The organism is Heyndrickxia sp. FSL K6-6286 (assembly GCF_038630395.1).
GTDB classification, from domain to species: Bacteria; Bacillota; Bacilli; order Bacillales; family Bacillaceae_C; genus Heyndrickxia; species Heyndrickxia oleronia.
Map to the genome: position 1 here is coordinate 4806793 of NZ_CP152029.1, position 22182 is coordinate 4828974.

Sequence of the window (22182 nt, forward strand, 5' to 3'; positions counted from 1 at the left end):
ATTCTGGATAAATTTGACAGACGTCTCTCTTTAAACCATTAAAACAACAATATTATTTATTGCATTAAACTAATATATGAAAAAATTGTTTTCAACATAAGATATCATCTATGCTTTTTTTCATTTCATTAAAACATTTAATTTGTGTTTTATAACTGGTCGAAGAAACGCCACCGAAATCACCGAATTGTGCATTTCGCATACCTATTATTATTGCATCGTATATTTGATAACATTTCCCATTTCCTTTTAAGTCAATTTGTTTTTCCAACAGATACTTAAACACTAATGTTAAAGGTATGAGAAAACTAATAAGAAAAATATGATTCCCTTGGGGATTTCTTTTATTTAAAAATTCTTTAGAAAATATATGTTTAATTTTTTGTTGTGCCGAGATTTTTTCATAGAATTTGATAAAACTAAATAAATATTCTTTAGTTTTTCTTTTCGCATCTTCTAATTTACCGTCTTCAACATACATCATTGCTTTCATAAACTGTCCAATGTATATAGGACTATCATTTTTTCCTTCTATTAATCCTGTATATGCATAAGCCAAGCATGTATAAACGCTATAATTAAGTGTTCTATCTTTGAATCTTTTACCTGTATTATTAAACATTGTATTGAAAGCATCGTCTTTTACCAGTTCTGGTATCAATTCACTTCTAAACCATGTAGCGTAATCCGAGCGATAAAGAACGTCAAGTAATTCCTGTTTTGTAAGTGGGTTTGTTTCTTGATTAAAACGTAAGAAAATCTCATATTCTAATTCCTCATTTTCACTGATATCTATACTACAGATATCGAGTTGCGAATCATATAACAATCGATTTTTGAGAAAATTGGGTAATTGATTGTATTTTTTCCCATTTAATTCTGGTAGCTTACTTAAGCCATTTAAACGATAATTTCCTTTTACAAACCTTTCAATCGAGTATATCCTGTGTTGTCCATCGATTACGTTAAATAAAACAACATCGTTCATAGTATTTTGTGATAAATATATCGTTGGTATAGGAATCCCTAAAAAGATAGACTCAATGATTGATGAAGCCTTTTTTGTTGTCCATTTATGGTCTCGTTGAAATTCAGCCTCTAATACTATCCCTCCAGAAACTCTCTCAAGTCCTTTTTCTATTTTATCAACTAAAACATCAATTGTTATAGGAAAATTCCTAACAATACAACTCCATTTTGATATAAGATTTTGAAAGGCATCTGGAGTTAGTTCCTTTTTCAATTGGACAGTCCCTTTATTTTTTAATTCTGCATCTACAATATTTGCCATGAGTTTTTACTCCTAATTGAATTTTACAACCGTCGAACAGTTGCTAATTTATAATATCTTTATAGTTTCTGAATTTAAATGGTACTTTATGGATACATATTGACTTGATTAAAAACATGTGAATCTATTGACTTAAGTCAAAATTGACCAGATATATAGATGTACATCCCGATAATAAAAAAAGTTGGTATATCAAGTTTTTTATCCACAATACAGAATATATACAGTAAAATTCCAGTAAAAAAATATGTTAATTTTAAGACTATTTGTAACTATTTACCATCAACTAAAAAAGGAAATATCCATTCATTACATATGTTAAATTAATAATGATATAGGGGGACAAATACTTTTATGTGTTAATAAAGTTGTTTAATTCTTAATAAACTAAAGGGGAGGGTTAGTTAATGAAAGAATTTATTAGATGTTGCCGAAATTATCATATGAGGTGATACTAAATGGATTATGAACCACCAAAACAGACAATTGCAGTTTCTGCTCTAGTAAAAAACGATAAAGATGAGATTTTATTACTTAGGACTCATTGGCGTTCTGATACTTGAGAAATGCCAGGTGGAAATGTTGAAGTAGGAGAACCCTTAGATAAGGCTGTTTGTAGAGAATTTTTAGAGGAGACAGGGGTCGTAATACGTCCTGTTGGTATTACAGGTGTCTATTTTAATGCAACAAAGCAAGTATTATCAATTGTTTTTAAAGCTGAATATGTTAGTGGAGAAATAAAAATTCAACCTGAGGAAATAAAAGAGGCTAGATTTATTGGAATAAATGAATCTAATATAGAACAATATATCACCCGCCCACAACAAAAATCTCAGACGCTAGATGCGATGAAATCAAAGTATTTTATTCCATATGAAACTTGGGAGGTAAACCCAACTTATAACTTATTGTCTAGATTATATAACAAATAAGTTACTTGGAATTTTGAGAACGGGCAAAAGTAAAAGCTTCAGCTACCCTTCAAGGTGGCTTTTTTCTTATTTGTACTAAAGGGGCATGTTAGTTAAAGAATAAATTAAAGATTTCAGAGAAAAATACTCATTAATTTAATCTATATTAAAGGAGTATTCGATGAAGAAAATCCTGGTAACATTATTTTTTGTCTTTCTTAGTATCCATATTAATAACCATCAAGTGGTTGCGGAGAAAACCCCGAATAAGGACTTTTACACAGATGCTTTGCTAACATTAATTTCAGGAAATCATGATGCCCAAAGGGAGCAACCTGATTATAAACTTATATATGACACATTGATTACATCCCTTGTACCATCCATACAAAAGGAAATTATTAATCACTATGGATATCCCAAACAATATGGTTTATATGATGCTAAGATTTTGAGTATCATCAGGGAGCATGAAGGTCAGTTTAGCTTTATTGCAAAAATCCAAGTCACAACATTTGAGCATGCACATGACCCTCCTTATGGTAAAGAAACAATGACTTTTAAAATAGACCCATTTGGGGTTAAATCAATTAGCTTTCAACATGAGGGAGATAAATTAGAAAAGGATATAAATGAATTTTATAAAGCAACACTTTTAGATATAAAACAGACTTTTAATTTGAATTTTGAGTCTTACTCTTGTTACACATACAATCAATTGCAATACCAAACAGAAATAAATAAGGAATTTAAATCTCTATTTAATATTGCAGAAGAAATAGTAACCAACATTTTGCTTCCTGATAGAAAGATACCTTACAAAAATGTTATTGACCCTTTAACCTTTATAAAAGGCAATACAGGTTATATGATTTTTAAAAAGTCTGATGGTACAAATGTAAATTATCAAGTACAAAAGAAAGATGGTAATTGGATAGTAATAGATAAAAATAATAAACAAGGTAAGAAAATGGATTACAAATTACCATGGTATGTATGGAAAAAAATTAAGGACTACAACTGAATTGTAGCAAGGCTCTTATATTTTCATAACAAAATTAATGAACTCTATTATTATTTACAAATACAAGTGACATCAAATCATATCAATAAAAAAAGTAAAATATATCCCAAAGTCCTTTATAGCAAAAAGAGGTGGTCTTCTTGGTATTTCTCTCCTATAATCCTTTCGATAAACCAAACACTCGGTCACTTTGACTACGCCAATTTGTGCATTTTCGCTATCGCCTTATTGATTAAGACAAAAGCAGAAATAAAATTGAATACACCCACCACTTTTTACTTATTGGGTGTTATGATTTATATAAAATTAGGAAAAATTGTTGATATTTTGAAGGGTTTAGGAGGAATACAATGAAGAACAGTAAATGGTATTTGTCATCCTGGTTTATATGCATATTATTTTCTCTCTGGTTTCTTATTATTCCTTTAATATTTGGATTGATATTATTATTTCGCCAAAGGAGAATGATTAGATTAGAGGAGAATCTTACAATTAAGGAATTATTTCAGTGCAAAGAAAAAGAGTTAGCCATGCAAAAGGAATCTCTCGAACAAAGAGAAAATCAAATAGCTCAAAAACAGAAGGAATTAGTCATAATAGCTCTTACACAACAACTAAGAACGATGGCAATAGGCAAAGCAGAAAAAGAAAAATTTATGAAATATAAAGCATCAATTGAAAAACAAGAGAAAAATCTAGAAATACAAGTGGTACAAAAACAAAAAGAGATATGGATACTAACACTTACACAACAGCTAAGAATGATAGCTATGGTGGCAGCTAAACAGAAGGAATTATCTAAATTAGAAACATCTATTTTTGAAAGAAAACAAAGATTGAAGGAGATTTTCAAAAGAAAACATAAAGATATTGAAAAGTTAAATTCAAAGATTAAATTTCTTAAAAGAGAATTAATAAAATTAGAAGATGAATCATTATACCAATCGTTCGGATTCTATGATAAACAATTTGATTTTGATAGTTCTGAAGAGTATTCAAAATCTATAGAGTTAGTAAGACAGAAGCAAAAAGATTTGGTAAGACAAAAAATTGCTACCAAACATCACTCGGATTGGACTTTGAATGGAAGTTCAAGAAAAGGCTCAGCACAGAATAATCAAAATATCAAGATAGCAATTAGGTCTTTCAATCATGAATGTGATTATATCATAAGCAAAGTGAAATTTAACAACGTAGAAATTGCTGAGAAAAAAATAAGAACCGAGTTTTATAAAATTAATAAACTGAATCGGTACAATTTAATAGAAATTAGTGAAGAGTATCTTAATTTAAAAGTAGAGGAACTTTTTTTAGTTTATGAGTATATTGAGAAAAAACAAGAGGAAAAAGAAGAGCAACGAAGAATTAAAGAACTCTTACGTGAAGAGCGAAGAGCGCAGAAGGAATTAGAGGAAGAGTTAAAGAAAATAAGGAAAGAAGAACAGCACTTATTAAATGTTATATCACAACTTTCATCTCAAATTAGTGAACAAGAAATGTTTAAATATAAAAATAGATTAAGTGAAATTAGAGAGCAAATTGAACAAGTAGACTATAGAGTAAAGAATACTAAGGCTGGTTATGTATATGTAATATCCAACATTGGTTGCTTTGGTGAAAATGTCTATAAAATTGGAATGACAAGAAGATTAGACCCCTTAGACAGAGTAAGAGAACTTGGCGGAGCGTCAGTACCTTTCCACTTTGATATACACGCTGTTATCTTTTCTGAAGATGCTCCAGCATTAGAAGCAAGTCTTCATAGAGCATTTCATCATAGAAGAGTAAATAGAATAAATCAACGAAAGGAATTTTTTAAAGTTGATTTAGCTGATATAAAGAAAGTGGTATATCAATCACATAATAAACCAGTTAAATTTAAAATAATAGCTGAAGCAAAGGAATTTAGAGAGACAAAAGAATTAGAAAAGAAGTTGGCAAAACAGCACATTATATAACACGTTTGGAATGAGGGATTAGACTTTTGAATAAAGTAAAAATTAATAAAATCCCGAATGAAGTTAAGATAACTATCTCTGATAAACCCATGTATCTACCAGTTGCTCTTCAAGAATCAATTAATTCATATTGGGAATTTCTTACGGAAAAAGGAAAAATGTTCTACAGGGGAGAGTTATTTTCTATAAAAGAAATGAAAGAGACAGGTACTGAGCTACTCGTTACGTTACAGAGAACTGATTATGCTCACTTTTTATTCTCTAAGTATTGTAAAATACCTAACAACTTTAAATGTCGTGTAATAGTTGCCAACGGGCTTATATTAACAAAAGATAACTTCTTTATCTTAGGGGAGATGAATAATCAAACATCTACGCCAGGGAGAATACAATTTATTGCAGGAGGAATAGATGATAACGACATAATTGGAAATACTGTAGATATTTTCAGCAGTCTTATTCGTGAAGCGAAAGAAGAAATTGGATTGGATTTGAATAATCAAAAACTTGTCCAAAAAGTTGAACCACGATATATCGTACATTGGGGAAATATCGCACTTGTTTATCTGATTCAGTTAAATATAGATTCGGTGGATTTTCTAACTCAATATAAACAATTTGAAAAATGTTTATACGATACAGGAATAGAACCTGAATTTTCATCTATTGTACTATTGTCGGCAGATTACGCATCGGTTTCTGATTTTCTTAGATTTGACGAAAGACCTAAATTGGATTTCCTCGCTACTGTTCTGAAAAAAGAAATGAAAATTAAGTAAATGCCTACACTTAAAATTAAAACGCTTGGTAATTTGATATACACCAAGCGTTTATTTTGTACTAATTTATATAGAAATTTATGCTGTTTTTAATATTTAAGTTAACATATTCATGAATTCTTCTTCACTAATTATCCTAATCCCTAAATTTTGAGCCTTTGTTAATTTGCTTCCTGCCTCTTCTCCCGCCAAAACGTAGGATGTTTTTTTAGATACACTGCCAGATACTTTACCACCATATGATTGAACTATTTTAGTTGCCTCGTCTCTTTTTAAAGTTGGGAGTGTTCCAGTAATCACAAACGTTTGACCTGAAAATCTATCGTCTTTACTAACCTCTGAAGTTTTTGATTTAACATTTACTCCTGCTTTTTTTAATTCAGCAATTAGTTTTTGGTTTTTTTCTTGTTTGAAATAGTTTAAAACACTATTAACAACAATGTCCCCAAAATCAGGTAAGGCTATCAATTGGTCATAAGTTGCATTAGCTATCGCATCGATATCAGGGAAATTCATAGCTAATACTCTTGCGGTTTGTTTCCCTATATTTTTTATTCCAAGCCCCGTTAGAAGCCTATCTAAATCATTATCTTTTGACTTCCCAATAGCTTTTAAAAGGTTATCTGTAGATTTCTTTCTTCCCACTACACCTTTTTCGATTAGTTCATCACGATACTGTTCAAGGAAATAGATATCAGCAATGTTCTTGATATAACCTTCTGTCACAAGAGATTCAACAGAACTTGGTCCCAGTCCTTCAATATCCATTGCTTCTTTGGATGCAAAATATACTATTCCGCCCAGTTGTTGTGCAGGGCATTCAGGATTAATACAACGTGTATCTGCCCCGTTTGCTTCCCTTACTGTGGGTGAATTACATACAGGACAAGATGTTGGTATATTGTATTTAATCGCATTGGCTGGTCTCTTTTCAGGTATGCTTCTTATCACTTCTGGAATAATGTCTCCAGCTTTCTGAATAACAACGGTATCACCAATTTGAATATCTTTAGAATCAATAAAATCTTGATTGTGCAGAGTTGCTTTTGAAACATCTGTTCCTGCTAATTTTACTGGCTTTAATATTGCTAAAGGGGTCAATCTACCAGTACGACCTACTTGTATTTTTATATCTTTTATAACTGTTTCTTTTTGTTCTGGTGGGTATTTGTAAGCAATAGCCCACCTTGGAACTTTACTGGTACTTCCCAATACTTTTCTATCATTTAAATTATCAACTTTAATAACAGCTCCATCAATCCCATAAGGAAGATTCACTCTTTCCTCACCAATTGCTGTTATAGCTTCCCATACTTCATCTGCTGTCGTGCAAACCTTATAATCAGGTATAGTCGGGAAACCCAATGTTTTCAACCATTCTAAAGTTTCACTGTGAGAAATAAAGTCTTTTCCTTCTGATATTTCAAGATTAAACACGAAAATATCTAAATTACGTTCTCTAACTTTACTCGAATCTAATTGCCTTAATGTTCCAGATGCTAAATTTCTTGCTGTTTTATAAGTTTTACCACCAGTATTTTTTTCTTTTTCTACGACCATTTCAAAAGTTTCATTGGACATATAAACTTCACCACGAACTTCTAAATATGGTAAATCCACTGGGATGTTTTGAGGAATGCTCTTAATCTCTAAGATGTTTTCATAAACACCTTCTCCGACTTCACCATTACCCCTCGTTATACCTTCTGTTAATTTTCCATTGTGATACCTTAACATTACAGTTAAACCGTCAATTTTCTTTTCCACCACAAATTTAGGCTTTATAAGTTGAGATTTAACCTTATTTACAAAATTGTATATTTCCTCTTTTGAAAATGCATCCTGAAGACTTATTACTGGTACATCATGTTGTACTTTTCTTAGTTCTCGTTTAACTGTTCCTCCTACCTGTTGAAGAGGGGAATCAGTAAGATATTCAGAATTTTCATTTTCTAAAGTTTTTAGTTCTTGAACAAGTTGGTCGTATTCATAATCAGTTATTTCTGGTTGGTCTTTGTCATAATACAAATTATTATGGTAAACGATTTGGTTCCGTAGCTCTTCAATTCTATCCTTCACATTCATGCTACTTTACCCCCTACCTGTCTAAATATAACGGGGTGCAATTTAGTACCATTAATCAGTATATACCTTACTGTTTTATACAAATTATCTTTTCCCGATAACGTTCCGTCTCCTCTAGTAGATCCTTGGATAAATAGCCCGTTTTCATAATGTAGAGAGATTGCCAATCCATCTATTTTCAGTTCACATACATATTCAACATCGTCGCCAACTGCTTGCTTTACTTTGCGATCAAAATCACGTAAGTCTGCTTCATTAAAAGCATTTCCGAGACTTAACATTGGAATCTTATGCTCAACTTTATTAAAGGCTGATAAAATTTCCCCACCTACACGTTGCGTAGGGGATTCCGGTGAAACTAAGTCGGGATACTGTGCTTCAATATCTGTTAACTCTCTCATTAACTGGTCATATTCTGCATCTGGAACGGAGGGATGATCTAACACATGATACTCATAATTGTATTGATTTAGGAGTGTATGCAGCTCCTGTACACGCTTTTCAGCAGCCTTTTTTTCCATAACAACAACCCTTCCATTGTTAAAAGTAAATAAGCTGAATGAAATCGATGGAGCCGATTTCATTCATCCTAATTTATTATATTTTAGTAATAGGAGCAAATTCAGCTAAGAGACGCTTAATACCTACAGGACTTGGAAAAGCAATATCTAATTCGATTCCATTGCCTTCTCCTTTAACACTAACTACAGTCCCTATTCCCCATTTTTTATGTTCCGCTTTATCACCTACTACCCAAGCAGCATCATTCCCACCGGAGCTTGCTGGAACAGGTCTTGTCACTGGACGATTCATAGTAGGGTTAGAACCGAATGGTTTCTTAATTTGTTTCGCTTGCTTATGAACTGGTTCTACTAAATCCTCAGGGATTTCACTAATAAAACGAGAAACAGGATTCATGTTCGTGCGGCCAAATAATGTTCGCATACCTGCATTTGTTAAATACAACTCTTCCTCCGCTCGCGTAATCCCAACATACGCCAAGCGTCTTTCTTCCTCCATTTCCGCTTCGTCCATTAAGGATCTGTTATGAGGAAAAACTCCTTCCTCAAGTCCAATTAAAAATACAACTGGAAACTCTAAACCTTTGGCAGAGTGGAGTGTCATCAACACACATGTCTCACTTTTTGTTTCTTCCTCATCAAGACGATCAATATCTGCAACTAAAGCGAGATCAGTTAAAAACGCTACTAAGCTCTTATCCTCATTTGCCTCTTCGAAATTCTTCGTTACTGATAAAAATTCATCGATATTTTCAAGTCTACTTTGGGACTCCAAGGTTTTTTCAACCTTTAACATGTCTCTGTAACCTGATTTTTCAAGAACTTCTTCGACTAATTCAGTGACAGATAAGTATTCCTGCATCCCAGTATACCCTTTTATAAGTTCGTAAAATTCATAGGCTGCTTTGGCTACTTTCGGGCTTACCCCGATAAAATCAATTTCCTTTAATGCATCCATAATTGAAATATCATGTTCAGCAGCATATCGAGCCATTTTATCGAAGGAGGTTGCCCCAATCCCACGTTTTGGAACATTTATAACACGTTGTAAACTAATGTCATCATTTGGATTCGCAATGAGCCTTAAGTACGCTAGTATATCTTTGATTTCCTTTCGATCGTAGAACTTAATTCCACCAACAATGTTATATTCAATATTTGATTTTAAGAAAACTTCCTCAATCACACGTGATTGTGCATTGGTTCGGTAAAGTATAGCAATATCAGAAAGCTTACGTGCACCCGAGCTTGTCAGCTCTTTTATTTTACCTGCAACATATTGTGCTTCAGATTGCTCACTATCTGCACGATAATAGACAATTTTGGGGCCATCCTGATTTTCTGTCCATAAATTTTTCGGTTTACGATTAGCATTATTTTTTATCACTTCATTTGCCGCGTGAAGAATTCTTTTCGTTGAACGATAATTTTGTTCAAGTAAGATTACTTTTGCCTGAGGATAATCTTTCTCAAAGGATAGAATATTAGCAATATCTGCACCACGCCAGCGATAGATCGATTGGTCGGAATCACCCACTACACAAAGGTTTTGAAAACGGGATGCAAGCATTTTTACAAGCGTATATTGGGCTCGGTTTGTATCCTGATATTCATCGACATGGATATATTGAAACTTTCTTTGATAGTATTCTAAAACTTCTGGAACCCGTTGAAATAATTGAATGGTTTTCATGATGAGGTCATCGAAATCTAGCGCTTGATTTTTTCTTAAGCGCTTTTGGTATTCCTCATATACATCACTAACAACTTGTTCATAAAATCCACCGACAAGCTTTGAATACTCTTCAGGATCCACTAATTCATTTTTCGCACTGCTAATGGATCCTAGAATGGTTCTAGGATCAAATTTCTTTGGATCAATATTTTTGTCCTTTAAAATTCCTTTAATAACCGATTGCTGGTCCGTTGAATCCAGAATCGTAAAGTTTCTGTTAAAGCCGATTCGATCGATATCTCTTCTTAATATCCGCACACACATAGAGTGAAATGTTGAAATCCATACATCCTCTGCTGCACCACCCATAATACTTCCAATCCGTTCCTTCATTTCTTTCGCAGCCTTATTCGTAAAGGTGATCGCTAAAATATTGTATGGATTTATACCTTTTTCTACCATTAAGAACGCCACTCGATGGGTCAGAACTCTTGTCTTTCCACTTCCTGCTCCTGCCATAAGTAGCAAGGGACCATCTGTTGTTTTCACTGCTTCCTGTTGCTGAGGATTCAAGCCATTTAAAAGCCGATCCGTTAAAAATTGCATATTTTCAACACCACCATTCAGAACATTTGTTCCTATTATAATTATATATGATCTAGTCTGTCTACCTTAATTCATAACTGCTTTCACAGTTTTCAATGCCTCTCCAAAGTTTTCATAGAGTGCATTACCTACTACGATAACATCAGCAAATTGTCCCATTTCTTTCGCCTGTGCAGCATTTTTAATGCCCCCACCATAAAATAAGGTTGTATTATTCAAATACCTTTTTGCTGATTTTACCAGATTTACATCACCGTATTTTCCACTGTACTCCAAGTAGAAAATTGGCATTTTAAATAAATTCTCAGCCATCATTGCGTAAGCAACGACATCATCTTCATCTAAATTGGCATTAGCCGAAGTCATCTTGGCTGCTTTGCAATCTTCGTTTAAGATACAATAACCCTCTACAAGAATTTCATCCCAATTCATCAGAACACCATAATCTTTCACCGCTTGATGATGTATCCCTTTTATCCATTTTACATCCGTGCTATTTAAAACAGTTGGGATAAAATATAAATCAAACCCAGGTGTAATCGATTCAAGATTTGAAATTTCTAATACACATGGTACTGTATATCTTCTAACTCTTGACATTAAATTAAGAACATTGTCCAATGTAACTCCGTCAGATCCACCAATAATAATGGCACTAGTACCTGATTCACATACTCTTTCCAAATCGGAGTCTGATATTTCCTTATTAGGATCTAATTTAAAGGCGTGGCGCCATTCGCGAACGTCATACATCCGAATAAAATCCCCCATTCTATATTCCTCCATCATTATAGCATTTGATTGAACTAGCAAAAAAGGATTTCCATATTTATTTGGTAGGGAAAAAAATGTAAGTGGTACATATAAAATAAGAAGGGCTGTTTAGGCTCTGATTCAAAAGAACTATTGTGAAATGAATTTATATTATGAAATATTAATACTTTTAGGAAAATTTGAAAATTTATTGATGGTTTATCACAATAATTTCGTGTTATTTTCCCAAGTTATTTGACCTAGAAAGTGTGCTATTATTAGGTTAAGAACTTTTCCACCAAGCAATAAAATTTGTTAGGAGGATGAAAAAATGAAAATTGAAAAAGTAAAAACAGAACAGAAACCAGCGAAGATTACTAAACGAGAGATTGACATTCTGATTTTCAAAATTGATAGGTTATTAAATGAAAGTCATCCAAGTGAATTACAAAAGGCTTGATTATATAAAGGGCTTTTGAATAGTTCAAAAGCCCCCTCTTTCAATAATTAATTGTTAAAGGGATATTTTTGCGCTATTCTAAATATAATGAATATAAGTAATCTGAACCATCACAATTTCACTAGATAAGTAGAATCACCTAAATAATTTTCATATTATTACCACTTCACATAATTTTTAATATATAATAAAGGAAATATGTAGGTTCAGGTGATTACTATGAATATCGGTGCCATCATAAAATTAAATAGAATTAATCAAAACCTAACCCAAGAAGACCTCGCAGATGGAATTATTTCTATTTCTTATCTATCGAAAATTGAGAATGGTAAGATTGAACCAAATGAAGAGGTGATCAAACTTCTTTGTCGTAAACTAGGAATTCAAGTGAATAATCAAATAGATGACAGTATTAGAGAAAAGTGTGAAGAATGGTTTCGCCTGTTATTGACTTCTTCGGATGTAGATGAGTTGAGTAATAAATTTGAAGAAATAAAAGGATTGAGTAAATCTCTTCATAACTCTGAATTGCAAATTCTAATTAAAATCCATATGATTAGACATTATTTAAAAATAAATGATACAGATCAAGCTTTTGAAAAAATTAACTCACTTAAAGATGTAAGCGGAACCTTTAATAATCTTCAAAAGTACTATTGGTTTAAGTTTAACGGAAATTATTATTCAATACTTGAAGAAGAAAATGATGCGCTACATAATTATACTTTAGCCGAAGATCTGATCCCTAATATAGAATTACCTGAACAAGAAGTTGCTGATTTACAATATGCATTATCAGTAACTTATAGTAAATTCCGTTTAACATCTGAAGCTCAAAGTTATGCAAACAAAGCTTTAGAATATTATAGGCAAATCTATCATTTTTCACGATGTGCTGAATGTCATTTAATTCTCGGTATATGTTATAGAAGAATTAATAACCATGATAAAGCATTAAAAAATTATAATTTAGCAAAACAACTTGCGGAAAGTACTCAAAATAAAAAACTTATAAGGTTAACTCATTTAAATATGGGTTACCTTTACTTAGTAAAAGGTGATCCAAAACTTGCTATAGAGCAATTTGATATGATAGTAAATGAAGAAGATTCCACACTACATGATCGATTATTAGCAATTACATCTATAATTGGTCAATCGTATAATAGTAAAAACTTTGACGAAGCGAAAAAAAGAATTAAAAGTGCTTTGAGTTGGATTAATTCAAAGAATAAAAATAAATATTTATCTTTTTATTATGAAATTCTAAGTTATTTGTACTTAATAGATAAAGAAAATGAAAAGTTTGAAAACCTAATGGTAAATCAATTTATACCCTATTTAAAAGAACAAAAAAATTATGCAAAGTTAACAGAATATGCAGAAATGCTAGGCGAGTACTTTGAAAGTATGCATAAGTATAAAAATGCAGCTAACTATTATAAGCTAGTTAATTATTCATACAAACAAATAATTCAAGTATAGGGGGGGTATTAATGAAAAAAGTACTAGTATCTTTTACACTTGGAGCTTTACTTTTTGGTGGAATAATATATAGTAATGGTTCAGTCAAAAACATAGCAGCTGGTGGAGAAAAAGAACCTAGTGTACTTTCAACTAGAAGTATTATAGCCTAATTAAAAAAAGAAGAAGTAAAAACCACTTTTACTTCTTCTTTTTTATTCTCCACAAAAAAAAACAGCATGATCCCATGCTATTTTTACAATTACTATTCCGTCTCTTCTTTTTTCTCTAATCCTTTATCCTTAATTCTTTCCAACACCATCTCATAAGAATCATTTCCATAATTTAAGCAACGTTTGACACGAGAAATGGTTGCTGTACTTGCTCCTGTTTCGTCTTCAATTACATGATAGGTTTTTTTCTCACGGAGCATTCTTGCTACTTCTAAGCGCTGGGCTAAAGATTGGATTTCATTGATTGTGCAAAGATCATCAAAAAATCGATAGCATTCTTCAATATCTTTCAGTGAAAGCACCGATTCAAATAATTGATCCAATGCTCTTCCACGAAGTTTTTCTATTTGCATTAGTAATCTCCCCTATTTTTCATTAGTTTTATATTTATTTTTAAATATGGATGTTTTGTATTAACAATAGTGATTTACATGTTTTTTAATGATACATCACTCAAACTTGGAACGATATTAATCCACGTTTTACCTGGCAAAAGTTTGATTGGTTCCCCGTTTTCATATGGGATAATCTCCCCTTCGATATTGTTCCATGCAATTTCCCGGTACATTCCGTTCTGGACTATATATGCTTTTCCACCGGAGGTTACATTAATGTCTCGACGACCTTCATTATCAATGATATGATGTTCCATTTCAACAATAATAAGATTATCAATTAATACTGGCTCATTTGAATCCTCATCAATTGTTTGTTCATCGTCGGAATATCTTAACAGCTTCTTAATCTCATTATTATATTCATATTTCACATTAAATACATTGCTTTTCGAATAAGTAATGTCTATTTGATTTATCTCTTCTCCATAAATTTGCTGTATTTCATCATTTGTTGCAAATTCCAATGGATGTGGTGCGAAGTCCATATTGATATCTCTTAACTCTGCACCTTTTAAAATATTATCATATGTGATATATGAGTTATGTGGTGCTTGACGATCGCTTGTACGTTCGAACAAGGTGCCATCATATTGCATCCCATTTATATGATCAATATATCCGTTCTCCAGCATCGTATAGGCTTCAGGACTGTAGCCATGTGCTACATAAAGACTGTTATACCCCTTAGCTAAATCGATAAAATAATCTCTTGCACTTCGGACAGGTCCAATTTTATCCGGCTTTTCACTTTGAAATATTGCAAGAAAGCGTGTGATCTCCCCTTCAGCCAATGCTTCAAAGATAATGTCCGCCTTACTTAGTCCTGATTGAGGTCTTGCTTTTGGATGATTATTGATCATAACAGCAATTGAGCGATTATTCGGCTCATTTTCTGTACCTAAACCCGTTAATGGAAAAGTGAATGTAGGCTCAAGTTCTTCCTGCTGGTCTCCCGAAACTTCCCCTCTTTCAGGAGCTTGTGCTGATTCCTTTTTTGATTGCTCACGATGATTACAGGCAGACAACAATGTTAGCAACATAATCATCATGAAGATCAATCTCCGTTTACCCATATTCTTAAAACCCATCCCTTTTTTCAAAAGTATTCGCTTTAACATTTTACCGCATTATTGTTGGAAAGAGTACCGTTTTGTTCATTACATCATAAATTCCTCTCTGGGTAATTCTGACATAAGGTAAATGAGTTGCTGAAAAAAATAACAAGGAATAAATTGGATCATTATGAGGATAGCCTCGATCTGCAAGCAGTTCCTTTAATTTTTTCTCCTCTTTGATTAAAAGATTCATTTCTTTATCTGACATAAATCCTGATAAACAAAGAGGAATTTCATGAATAACTTCTCCATTTTCGGTTAAAACAATTCCCCCACCCAATTCCTTCATCCGATCAAAAGCAAACATCATATCATTCTTGTTCTTCCCAATTAAAATGATATCCCCTGTACTTGAAAATGATGATGCAAATCCCATAACATGACTAGAAAAACCTTTTACAATAGTATTCATTCTCCATGTTCCATCTCTGCCAATGAGTATCATAAAACTTTCATCATGATCTGTAGTAAGTTGATCAGCAAAAACATCAAAGCTTACAGAATATGGTTTCGTAATTACATCATTTATCATTTCAATCCCAAATGGCATAGAAAATTGCATATCATCATACGTTAGTTTCCAATCCAATTCTAATGGAGCAAATCCATATTCCTTCCATTCTATATCCTGATCCTCAACATATACCATTCCATCTTTCTTTAACCATTTTCCTTTAGATAGAACGGCAATAGGAGTAGGATTTTTTTCATCTTCAAGAAAGTTTATACTTGCCACACGCCCTGTAGTAATAAGGCCATGTAAATGATCAATATTATAATATCGAGCTACATTATAGGAGGCCATAAGATAAGCATCAATGACTGGAATCCCTTTTTCAATAGCCATACGAATCATCATATCCAATATTCCATTTTCATAAAATGCAGGAGTGGAGCCATCAGTATTAAAGAACATGGATCCGTATTGGTCTATTCCTAATCTTTTCATATCATCTAAAAGAACAGGTAAATCTGGACGAATCGATGAATGACGTAAAGAAACCATATAACCCTGCATTAAACGATCATAAACTTCTTCACCTGTCATTGCTTCATGGTCACAATCAGCCCCGAATAACATCATTTTTGCTAATGTCTTTTCTGAAGCACCAGGAAAATGACCTTCTATTTTTTTCCTCATGCGCTTTGCCTCTTGAATCCAATGTAGAATTAAATCATCTCCATCTAGAAGCTTCGGCCAGCTTGTTAATTCTCCACCTTGTAAAACTGCATCATGTTCAAGCCATGATTTTACTTCACTATGAGAAAATACTGTCTCCTCTTCCCTTAACTCTGTTTGGGAATCGAATCGACTCCACCAGTACATCGTGACTGGAGAATGGCGTAGCTCTCTTATTAAAGAAAACGCTTTCTTTTTTCCTAATTGCAAAGCAAGCACTAAATTGTCATTAACGATAGTCGTGGTCCCTGTTTCTGATGCATATCGTGCAAAGGACTGGGGATTATATAATTGAAATGGGTGAACATGTGGCTCAATATAGCCTGGAACAAGAGTTAATCCAGAGCAATCAATAACCTCGCAATCGGTTGTATTATCAGGAAGTGCTTTCCCTGTATACACTATGCGATCTTCATAAATCCAAATATGACCGGTCATCCATTTTCGAAAAATCGAGTGTAAGTATTTAGCATTTTTCAAAAGAATCGTTGGTGATTTCTTCCCGTTTAAAATAGCAACATGCTCGCGAATTTGCTTGTTTTTCCAACGGTATCTTTGGTCTAACATTAACATCCCTCCCTAAGGAGATATTTACTTTTGCTTATAGTATCATATTTTACTGTTTAACGCAGTAAAGTTTTACAATAATTTTCAACTTATTTGTGAAGGGAGAACAATAAAATGAAAATTACTCCTAATATTGGGATACTCAATGCATTAATTCGCATAACCTGCGGCTTAACCTTACTATCATGGTCAAGTGCAAAATTATCAAAAAAGCCATGGTGCAATTCGTATATTATTGTGATGATTTTAAGCGCAATGAAAGTGGCTGAAGGTATTGTCAGATATTGTCCTGTTACAGAACTATTGAAGAACGGACAAAATCCAATGGGCAGTAATAAAGGGAAAGAAGAACACTCAATGACTCCGGCAAAACATTCAGATAATCAAACAGATATCAATGTGATGAAAGAGATCAAGAACTTCCAAGATCAATTAAAAGATTAAGCGCAAAAACTAATTCGCAAGCACCCAAAGGAACATACATTGCGGAATTGTTTTACACTTTCAGTTTGAAAAAAAATCGTAGGTGTCTTTTCATTTTTACTAGACACCTACGATTAAATTATTCCACTAAAGCCAAAGCCTTTGATCCGATATCTTTACGATAGAAAAAACCTTCGATAGTCAAGTTCTCCATCTCTCCATACACTTTATTTATGGCTGTTTTGAGATCCTCACCCTTGGATGTTACCAGTAGTACCCTTCCTCCATTAGATACAAGTGTTTGATTTGCCCCCATCTCTGTTCCCGCGTGAAACACAAGTGTAGAGGAATCAAGCTTTGTTAAATCAGGAATTTTTATACTCTTTTCATATGAATTTGGGTAACCATTTGAAGCAAGAACGACACCAACTACCGATTCATCTATCCAAGAAATTGTCGGCGTAGATTCATCCATTATATCTTTGAGTATTTGAACAAAATCGGATTCGAGTCTAGTTAGTACAACCTGAGTTTCTGGATCACCAAAGCGGGCATTAAATTCAATTACTTTAGGTCCTTCCTGCGTAAGAATTAACCCTGCATAAAGAATTCCTGTAAAATTCCTGTTTTCTTGTGCTAATGCATGGGCGGTAGGAACTAAAATTTCTTTAACTGCTCGATCAACCTCAGTCTGAGGTATTTGTGGTACAGGTGAATAAGCTCCCATTCCCCCTGTGTTTGGCCCTTGATCTCCATCAAATGCACGCTTATGGTCCTGAGCAATCACCATAGGATAAACAGATTCACCATTTACAAAGGCCATTAAAGAAAATTCTTCACCTTCTAAGAATTCCTCGATAACAACCTTTGTCGATGCTGAACCAAATTTTTCATTGACCATCATTTCCTCAAGACCGGATAGGGCTTCGTCTAGCGTGAAAGCCACAATTACTCCCTTACCTGCAGCAAGACCATCAGCTTTAATAACAACTGGTGCACCATGCTCCTCTAGATACGTCTTAGCTTCCTCATACATATCAAAGGTTTCATATGCTGCGGTAGGAATTTGATATTTTTTCATTAAGTCCTTGGCAAAAGCCTTACTTCCTTCTATCATTGCTGCTTCTTTTCGCGGCCCAAACACAGGTAACCCAGCTGCTTGAAATTCATTAACGATTCCAGCAGATAATGGCTCTTCAGGTCCGACAATGGTTAAGTCGATCTTCTTTTCCTTTGCAAAGGTGATTAATTCGCTGAAATCCATTTCTGAAATGGGAACAATCTCTGCATCCGCACTAATTCCACCATTACCTGGTGCACAATATACCTTTTTTACCAATGAACTTTCCTTCACTTTTTTACAAATTGCGTGTTCTCTCCCACCTCTGCCTATGACTAAAATATTCATTTTTTCATCCCCTCTTAAAAAATGGCACCTGGTTTAATTACGCCCAAGGTGCCCATTGTTTTTTCTTTTTTAGTAGGCTCTTCTCTAAAATCTGTTTGGTATGATCTAAAATTCCTGGTGCTAAAAAATTTTGCCACCTGTTGAAAAGTCCTTTTGTATCATTAAGAACGTTTAGTGCTTGAAATGACGTATTCCTGTAAACACCATGGCAATTCCGTACTCATTTGCCTTTTTAATAGAATCTTCATCACGTATTGAACCACCTGGTTGAATGATCGCTGTAATTCCAGACTTCGCTGCTGCTTCAACTGTATCATCCATTGGAAAGAATGCATCAGAAGCCATTGCTGCCCCCTTTGCTAGATCCCCAGCTTGCTCTAAGGCTATATTAGCTGATCCTACACGATTCATTTGACCTGCACCAATTCCAAGTGTCATTTCATCATTGGAAACAACAATTGCATTCGATTTAACATGTTTTACAACTTTCCATCCCAGTTTTAGTGCCTTCCACTCTGACTCTGTTGGCTTTCTATTGGTTGGAACTGAAATATTTGCATCATCAAATGTATGTGTATCCTGATCTTGAATGAGTAGACCACCTTCAACTGATGTAATGACCTTTTCATTTTTTTGCTGGAGATCAAAAGAAACTGTCAAGAGGCGAAGATTTTTTTTACTTGTTAAAATTGATAGAGCTTCATCTGAAAATGATGGTGCAATAATAATTTCTAAGAAGATTTCATGTAGTTGCTCAGCTGTCTCTTTATCTACTTCTCGATTAAATGCTACGATACCACCAAAAATCGATGTAGAATCAGCCTCATATGCCTTTTTAAACGCTTCTGCTATACTATTTCCTAAACCAACACCACAAGGGTTCATATGCTTAACCGCAACTGCAACAGGTTCAGAAAAATCCTTCACAATTTGAAGGGCTGCATCTGCATCGTGAATATTATTGTAAGAAAGTTCTTTGCCATGTAATTGCTTTGCATGTGCAATAGAAAATAATGATCCAATTGGATTCATATAGAAACTTGCCTTTTGATGAGGATTTTCTCCATAACGCAATGATTGTTTTATTTCATAAGAAAAAGTGATACGTTCTGGATTTTCTTCTCCAACAAGATTTGTCATATATTCGGCAATATAAGAGTCATATGCAGCAGTATGTCGGAAAACCTTTGCAGCTAAACGTTTATTCGTTTCTTTAGACACTGCACCATTCAATTTTATTTCCTTTAATACACCATCATAATCCTGTGCATCAACAATGACAGTCACATAATCATGATTCTTTGCTGCAGAACGAAGCATAGTTGGACCACCAATATCAATATTTTCAATAGCCTCTTCTTCTGTCACATTTGGCTTAGAAATCGTTTGTTGAAATGGATATAAATTCACGCAAACAAGATCGATAGGAGTAATCCCTTGTTGATCTATTTGTTGAAGATGTTCAGGAGTACGTTTTGCTAGCAACCCACCATGAATGAAAGGATGAAGTGTTTTTACTCTTCCTTCCAGTATTTCCGGAAATCCTGTCACATCCTCTACTCCAATTACCGATAGACCAGCTTCTTCAAGTGTTCGTTTTGTTCCGCCAGTAGAAATGATCTCGACTCCTGCCTCAAGTAATCCTTTGGCAAACTCTACGATTCCTGTTTTATCTGAAACACTGATTAATGCACGTTTCATGGTGTAACCCCCTCGTTTTTTTGCAATAACAATTGAATGGTTTCTGGATATAAACGGTGCTCAATTTTGTGCACCTTTTCGGCTAATGTTTGTTCTGTATCCACTATATCTATTTTTAATGCCTCTTGAGCAATGATTGGACCCGTATCCATACCTTCATCCACAAAATGAACTGTTACTCCTGTCACCTTAACACCTGCCTGGAGTGCCTGTCTCACAGCATGTTTTCCTGGAAAGGAAGGGAGAAGTGAAGGATGGATATTAATAATCCTATTTGTAAATTTCTGTAGTAAAGTATCACCAATGAGCCTCATATATCCTGCCAAAACAATAAATTCGACCTGATGTTTATGCAGTACATTAGTAATTTCTTTCTCATAATCAGACTTTGAATCATACCTCTTCGGATCAAATTGAAAAATAGGAGTATGTTCTCTTTTAGCTCTTTCGAGAACAAAAGCGTCTTCTCTGTCACAAACGAGTAATTCAACTGATGCTTCTAGACTACCTGACTTTATTGCATCCATAATAGCCTGATAATTACTTCCACTTCCTGAAGCAAAGATAGCAATTTTCGTCATCTACTTAACTCCCTTTAACAAACTGTACACCCGGCTGTTTTGTTATTTTCCCAATAGGGTATGCCTGTTCTCCCTGAGTGTTGAAGAAATCGAGTGCCGCATCAGCAATTGATGAATCAACTGCAATAACAAAACCAATTCCCATATTAAATGTATTGAACATTTCTTCCTGAGTAATTTCACCATATTTTTTCAGTGTTTTAAATATTGGCAAAATCGGCCATGTTCCTAGCTGAATTTCAGCTCCCAAACCGCTCGGTAACATACGAGGAATATTTTCAATAAACCCACCACCAGTAATATGTGCCATACCTTTAATCTTAAATTTAGCCATTGCTTCTAAAATTGGCTTTACATATATTTTTGTTGGGGTTATTAATTCAGTTCCTAGTGCTTCTTCTAATTCTGGTAACTTTTCATCTATAGAAAGTTGATGATCTTCAAAAAAGATTTTTCTCACTAGTGAATAGCCATTGCTATGGATTCCACTAGAAGATAGTCCAATTAGCACGTCATTTTCTTGGATGAATTCCCCTGTTATCAATTCAGATTTTTCACATGCACCGACGGAAAATCCCGCCAAGTCATATTCATTCACATCATATAGTCCTGGCATTTCTGCTGTTTCTCCACCGATAAGAGCACAACCAGCTTGCTCGCAACCATCTGCGATCCCCTTAACAACTGCTTCTATTTTCTCAGGTATTGCTTTTCCGCAGGCAATATAATCAAGAAAATACAATGGCTCTGCCCCTTGCACAACAATATCATTAACACACATTGCTACGCAGTCAATTCCAATTGTGTCATGCTTATCCATTTGAAAAGCTAATTTTAGCTTGGTTCCTACTCCATCTGTACCTGATACAAGTACAGGTTCATTCAAATTTAAAGCAGAAAGATCAAAAACACCACCAAAGCTTCCTAGTTGCCCAAAAACCCCTAGACGATTAGTACGTACTGCATGCTTTTTGATTCTTTCTACCGCTTCATATCCAGCTTCAATATTTACTCCTGCATCACGATACGTATTTCCCATTATCATAGCC

General features: G+C 33.8%; 18 protein-coding genes and 2 pseudogenes. 8 read left to right on the plus strand and 12 right to left on the minus strand.

Annotation, left to right across the window (positions count from 1 at the left end):
• Positions 1-91 precede the first annotated feature (91 nt).
• Positions 92-1291, minus strand: a complete 1200-nt coding sequence (locus MHI39_RS24135; protein ID WP_342540403.1) for a DUF262 domain-containing protein — start codon at positions 1289-1291, stop codon at positions 92-94.
• 458 nt (positions 1292-1749) lie between these two features.
• Between MHI39_RS24135 and MHI39_RS24140 the strand changes: the two are divergent.
• From MHI39_RS24140 to MHI39_RS24155, 4 genes and pseudogenes are all read left to right on the plus strand, one after another.
• Positions 1750-2223 (plus strand): annotated as a pseudogene (locus MHI39_RS24140) (NUDIX hydrolase).
• Between the two features lie 160 nt (positions 2224-2383).
• Positions 2384-3226 carry a DUF3888 domain-containing protein gene (locus tag MHI39_RS24145; protein ID WP_342540404.1) on the plus strand — a complete coding sequence of 281 codons (843 nt, stop codon included), beginning with the start codon at positions 2384-2386 and terminating at the stop codon, positions 3224-3226.
• A 350-nt stretch (positions 3227-3576) separates the two neighbouring features.
• Positions 3577-5184 (plus strand): DUF4041 domain-containing protein, encoded by a 1608-nt coding sequence (locus tag MHI39_RS24150; protein ID WP_342540405.1) that lies wholly within the window; start codon positions 3577-3579, stop codon positions 5182-5184.
• A gap of 26 nt (positions 5185-5210) precedes the next feature.
• A complete protein-coding gene (locus MHI39_RS24155; protein WP_342540406.1) occupies positions 5211-5963 on the plus strand; it encodes a hypothetical protein in 753 nt (250 codons plus the stop codon).
• Between the two features lie 96 nt (positions 5964-6059).
• Here MHI39_RS24155 and ligA (MHI39_RS24160) read toward each other — a convergent pair whose 3' ends face one another.
• From ligA (MHI39_RS24160) to MHI39_RS24175, 4 genes and pseudogenes are all read right to left on the minus strand, one after another.
• Positions 6060-8048: an NAD-dependent DNA ligase LigA gene (ligA, locus tag MHI39_RS24160; RefSeq protein ID WP_342540407.1), complete on the minus strand. Its 1989-nt coding sequence runs from the start codon at positions 8046-8048 to the stop codon at positions 6060-6062.
• Between the two features lie 59 nt (positions 8049-8107).
• Positions 8108-8569, minus strand: a pseudogene (gene ligA, locus MHI39_RS24165) (NAD-dependent DNA ligase LigA); the annotation flags it as partial.
• A gap of 76 nt (positions 8570-8645) precedes the next feature.
• The gene (gene pcrA / locus MHI39_RS24170) at positions 8646-10850 is read right to left on the minus strand and encodes a DNA helicase PcrA (RefSeq protein ID WP_342540408.1); all 2205 of its coding nucleotides are present in this window, start codon (positions 10848-10850) and stop codon (positions 8646-8648) included.
• A gap of 66 nt (positions 10851-10916) precedes the next feature.
• Entirely contained in the window at positions 10917-11603 is a 687-nt protein-coding gene (locus MHI39_RS24175; protein ID WP_058004587.1) for a heptaprenylglyceryl phosphate synthase, read from the minus strand.
• A gap of 331 nt (positions 11604-11934) precedes the next feature.
• Between MHI39_RS24175 and MHI39_RS24180 the strand changes: the two genes are divergently transcribed.
• The 3 genes from MHI39_RS24180 (at position 11935) to MHI39_RS24190 (ending at position 13700) form a co-directional block, all read left to right on the plus strand.
• Positions 11935-12063, plus strand: a complete 129-nt coding sequence (locus MHI39_RS24180; RefSeq protein ID WP_257234353.1) for a hypothetical protein — start codon at positions 11935-11937, stop codon at positions 12061-12063.
• Positions 12064-12282: 219 nt separating this feature from the next.
• Positions 12283-13548, plus strand: a complete 1266-nt coding sequence (locus MHI39_RS24185) for a helix-turn-helix domain-containing protein (protein ID WP_180213772.1) — start codon at positions 12283-12285, stop codon at positions 13546-13548.
• Between the two features lie 11 nt (positions 13549-13559).
• Positions 13560-13700: a hypothetical protein gene (locus MHI39_RS24190; protein ID WP_342540409.1), complete on the plus strand. Its 141-nt coding sequence runs from the start codon at positions 13560-13562 to the stop codon at positions 13698-13700.
• 92 nt (positions 13701-13792) lie between these two features.
• On the opposite strand, the gene MHI39_RS24195 is transcribed toward MHI39_RS24190, so the two are convergent.
• From MHI39_RS24195 to MHI39_RS24205, 3 genes are all read right to left on the minus strand, one after another.
• Entirely contained in the window at positions 13793-14113 is a 321-nt protein-coding gene (locus MHI39_RS24195; RefSeq protein ID WP_058004486.1) for a YerC/YecD family TrpR-related protein, read from the minus strand.
• Between the two features lie 74 nt (positions 14114-14187).
• A complete protein-coding gene (locus MHI39_RS24200; RefSeq protein ID WP_341462640.1) occupies positions 14188-15207 on the minus strand; it encodes a DUF3048 domain-containing protein in 1020 nt (339 codons plus the stop codon).
• Positions 15208-15277: 70 nt separating this feature from the next.
• Positions 15278-17020: an adenine deaminase C-terminal domain-containing protein gene (locus MHI39_RS24205; protein ID WP_342540410.1), complete on the minus strand. Its 1743-nt coding sequence runs from the start codon at positions 17018-17020 to the stop codon at positions 15278-15280.
• 114 nt (positions 17021-17134) lie between these two features.
• On the opposite strand from MHI39_RS24205, the gene MHI39_RS24210 reads away from it, so the two are divergent.
• Positions 17135-17464 (plus strand): DUF2892 domain-containing protein, encoded by a 330-nt coding sequence (locus MHI39_RS24210; RefSeq protein WP_065107275.1) that lies wholly within the window; start codon positions 17135-17137, stop codon positions 17462-17464.
• A 118-nt stretch (positions 17465-17582) separates the two neighbouring features.
• On the opposite strand, the gene purD is transcribed toward MHI39_RS24210, so the two are convergent.
• The 4 genes from purD to purM form a co-directional block, all read right to left on the minus strand.
• Entirely contained in the window at positions 17583-18851 is a 1269-nt protein-coding gene (purD, locus tag MHI39_RS24215) for a phosphoribosylamine--glycine ligase (RefSeq protein WP_071977423.1), read from the minus strand.
• A 171-nt stretch (positions 18852-19022) separates the two neighbouring features.
• Positions 19023-20552 (minus strand): bifunctional phosphoribosylaminoimidazolecarboxamide formyltransferase/IMP cyclohydrolase, encoded by a 1530-nt coding sequence (gene purH / locus MHI39_RS24220; RefSeq protein WP_071977422.1) that lies wholly within the window; start codon positions 20550-20552, stop codon positions 19023-19025.
• Positions 20549-21133 carry a phosphoribosylglycinamide formyltransferase gene (gene purN, locus MHI39_RS24225; protein WP_251345876.1) on the minus strand — a complete coding sequence of 195 codons (585 nt, stop codon included), beginning with the start codon at positions 21131-21133 and terminating at the stop codon, positions 20549-20551. Before purN ends, purH begins: the two co-directional genes overlap by 4 nt.
• A gap of 4 nt (positions 21134-21137) precedes the next feature.
• A complete protein-coding gene (purM, locus tag MHI39_RS24230) occupies positions 21138-22172 on the minus strand; it encodes a phosphoribosylformylglycinamidine cyclo-ligase (RefSeq protein ID WP_251345877.1) in 1035 nt (344 codons plus the stop codon).
• Between the last annotated feature and the right edge of the window lie 10 nt (positions 22173-22182).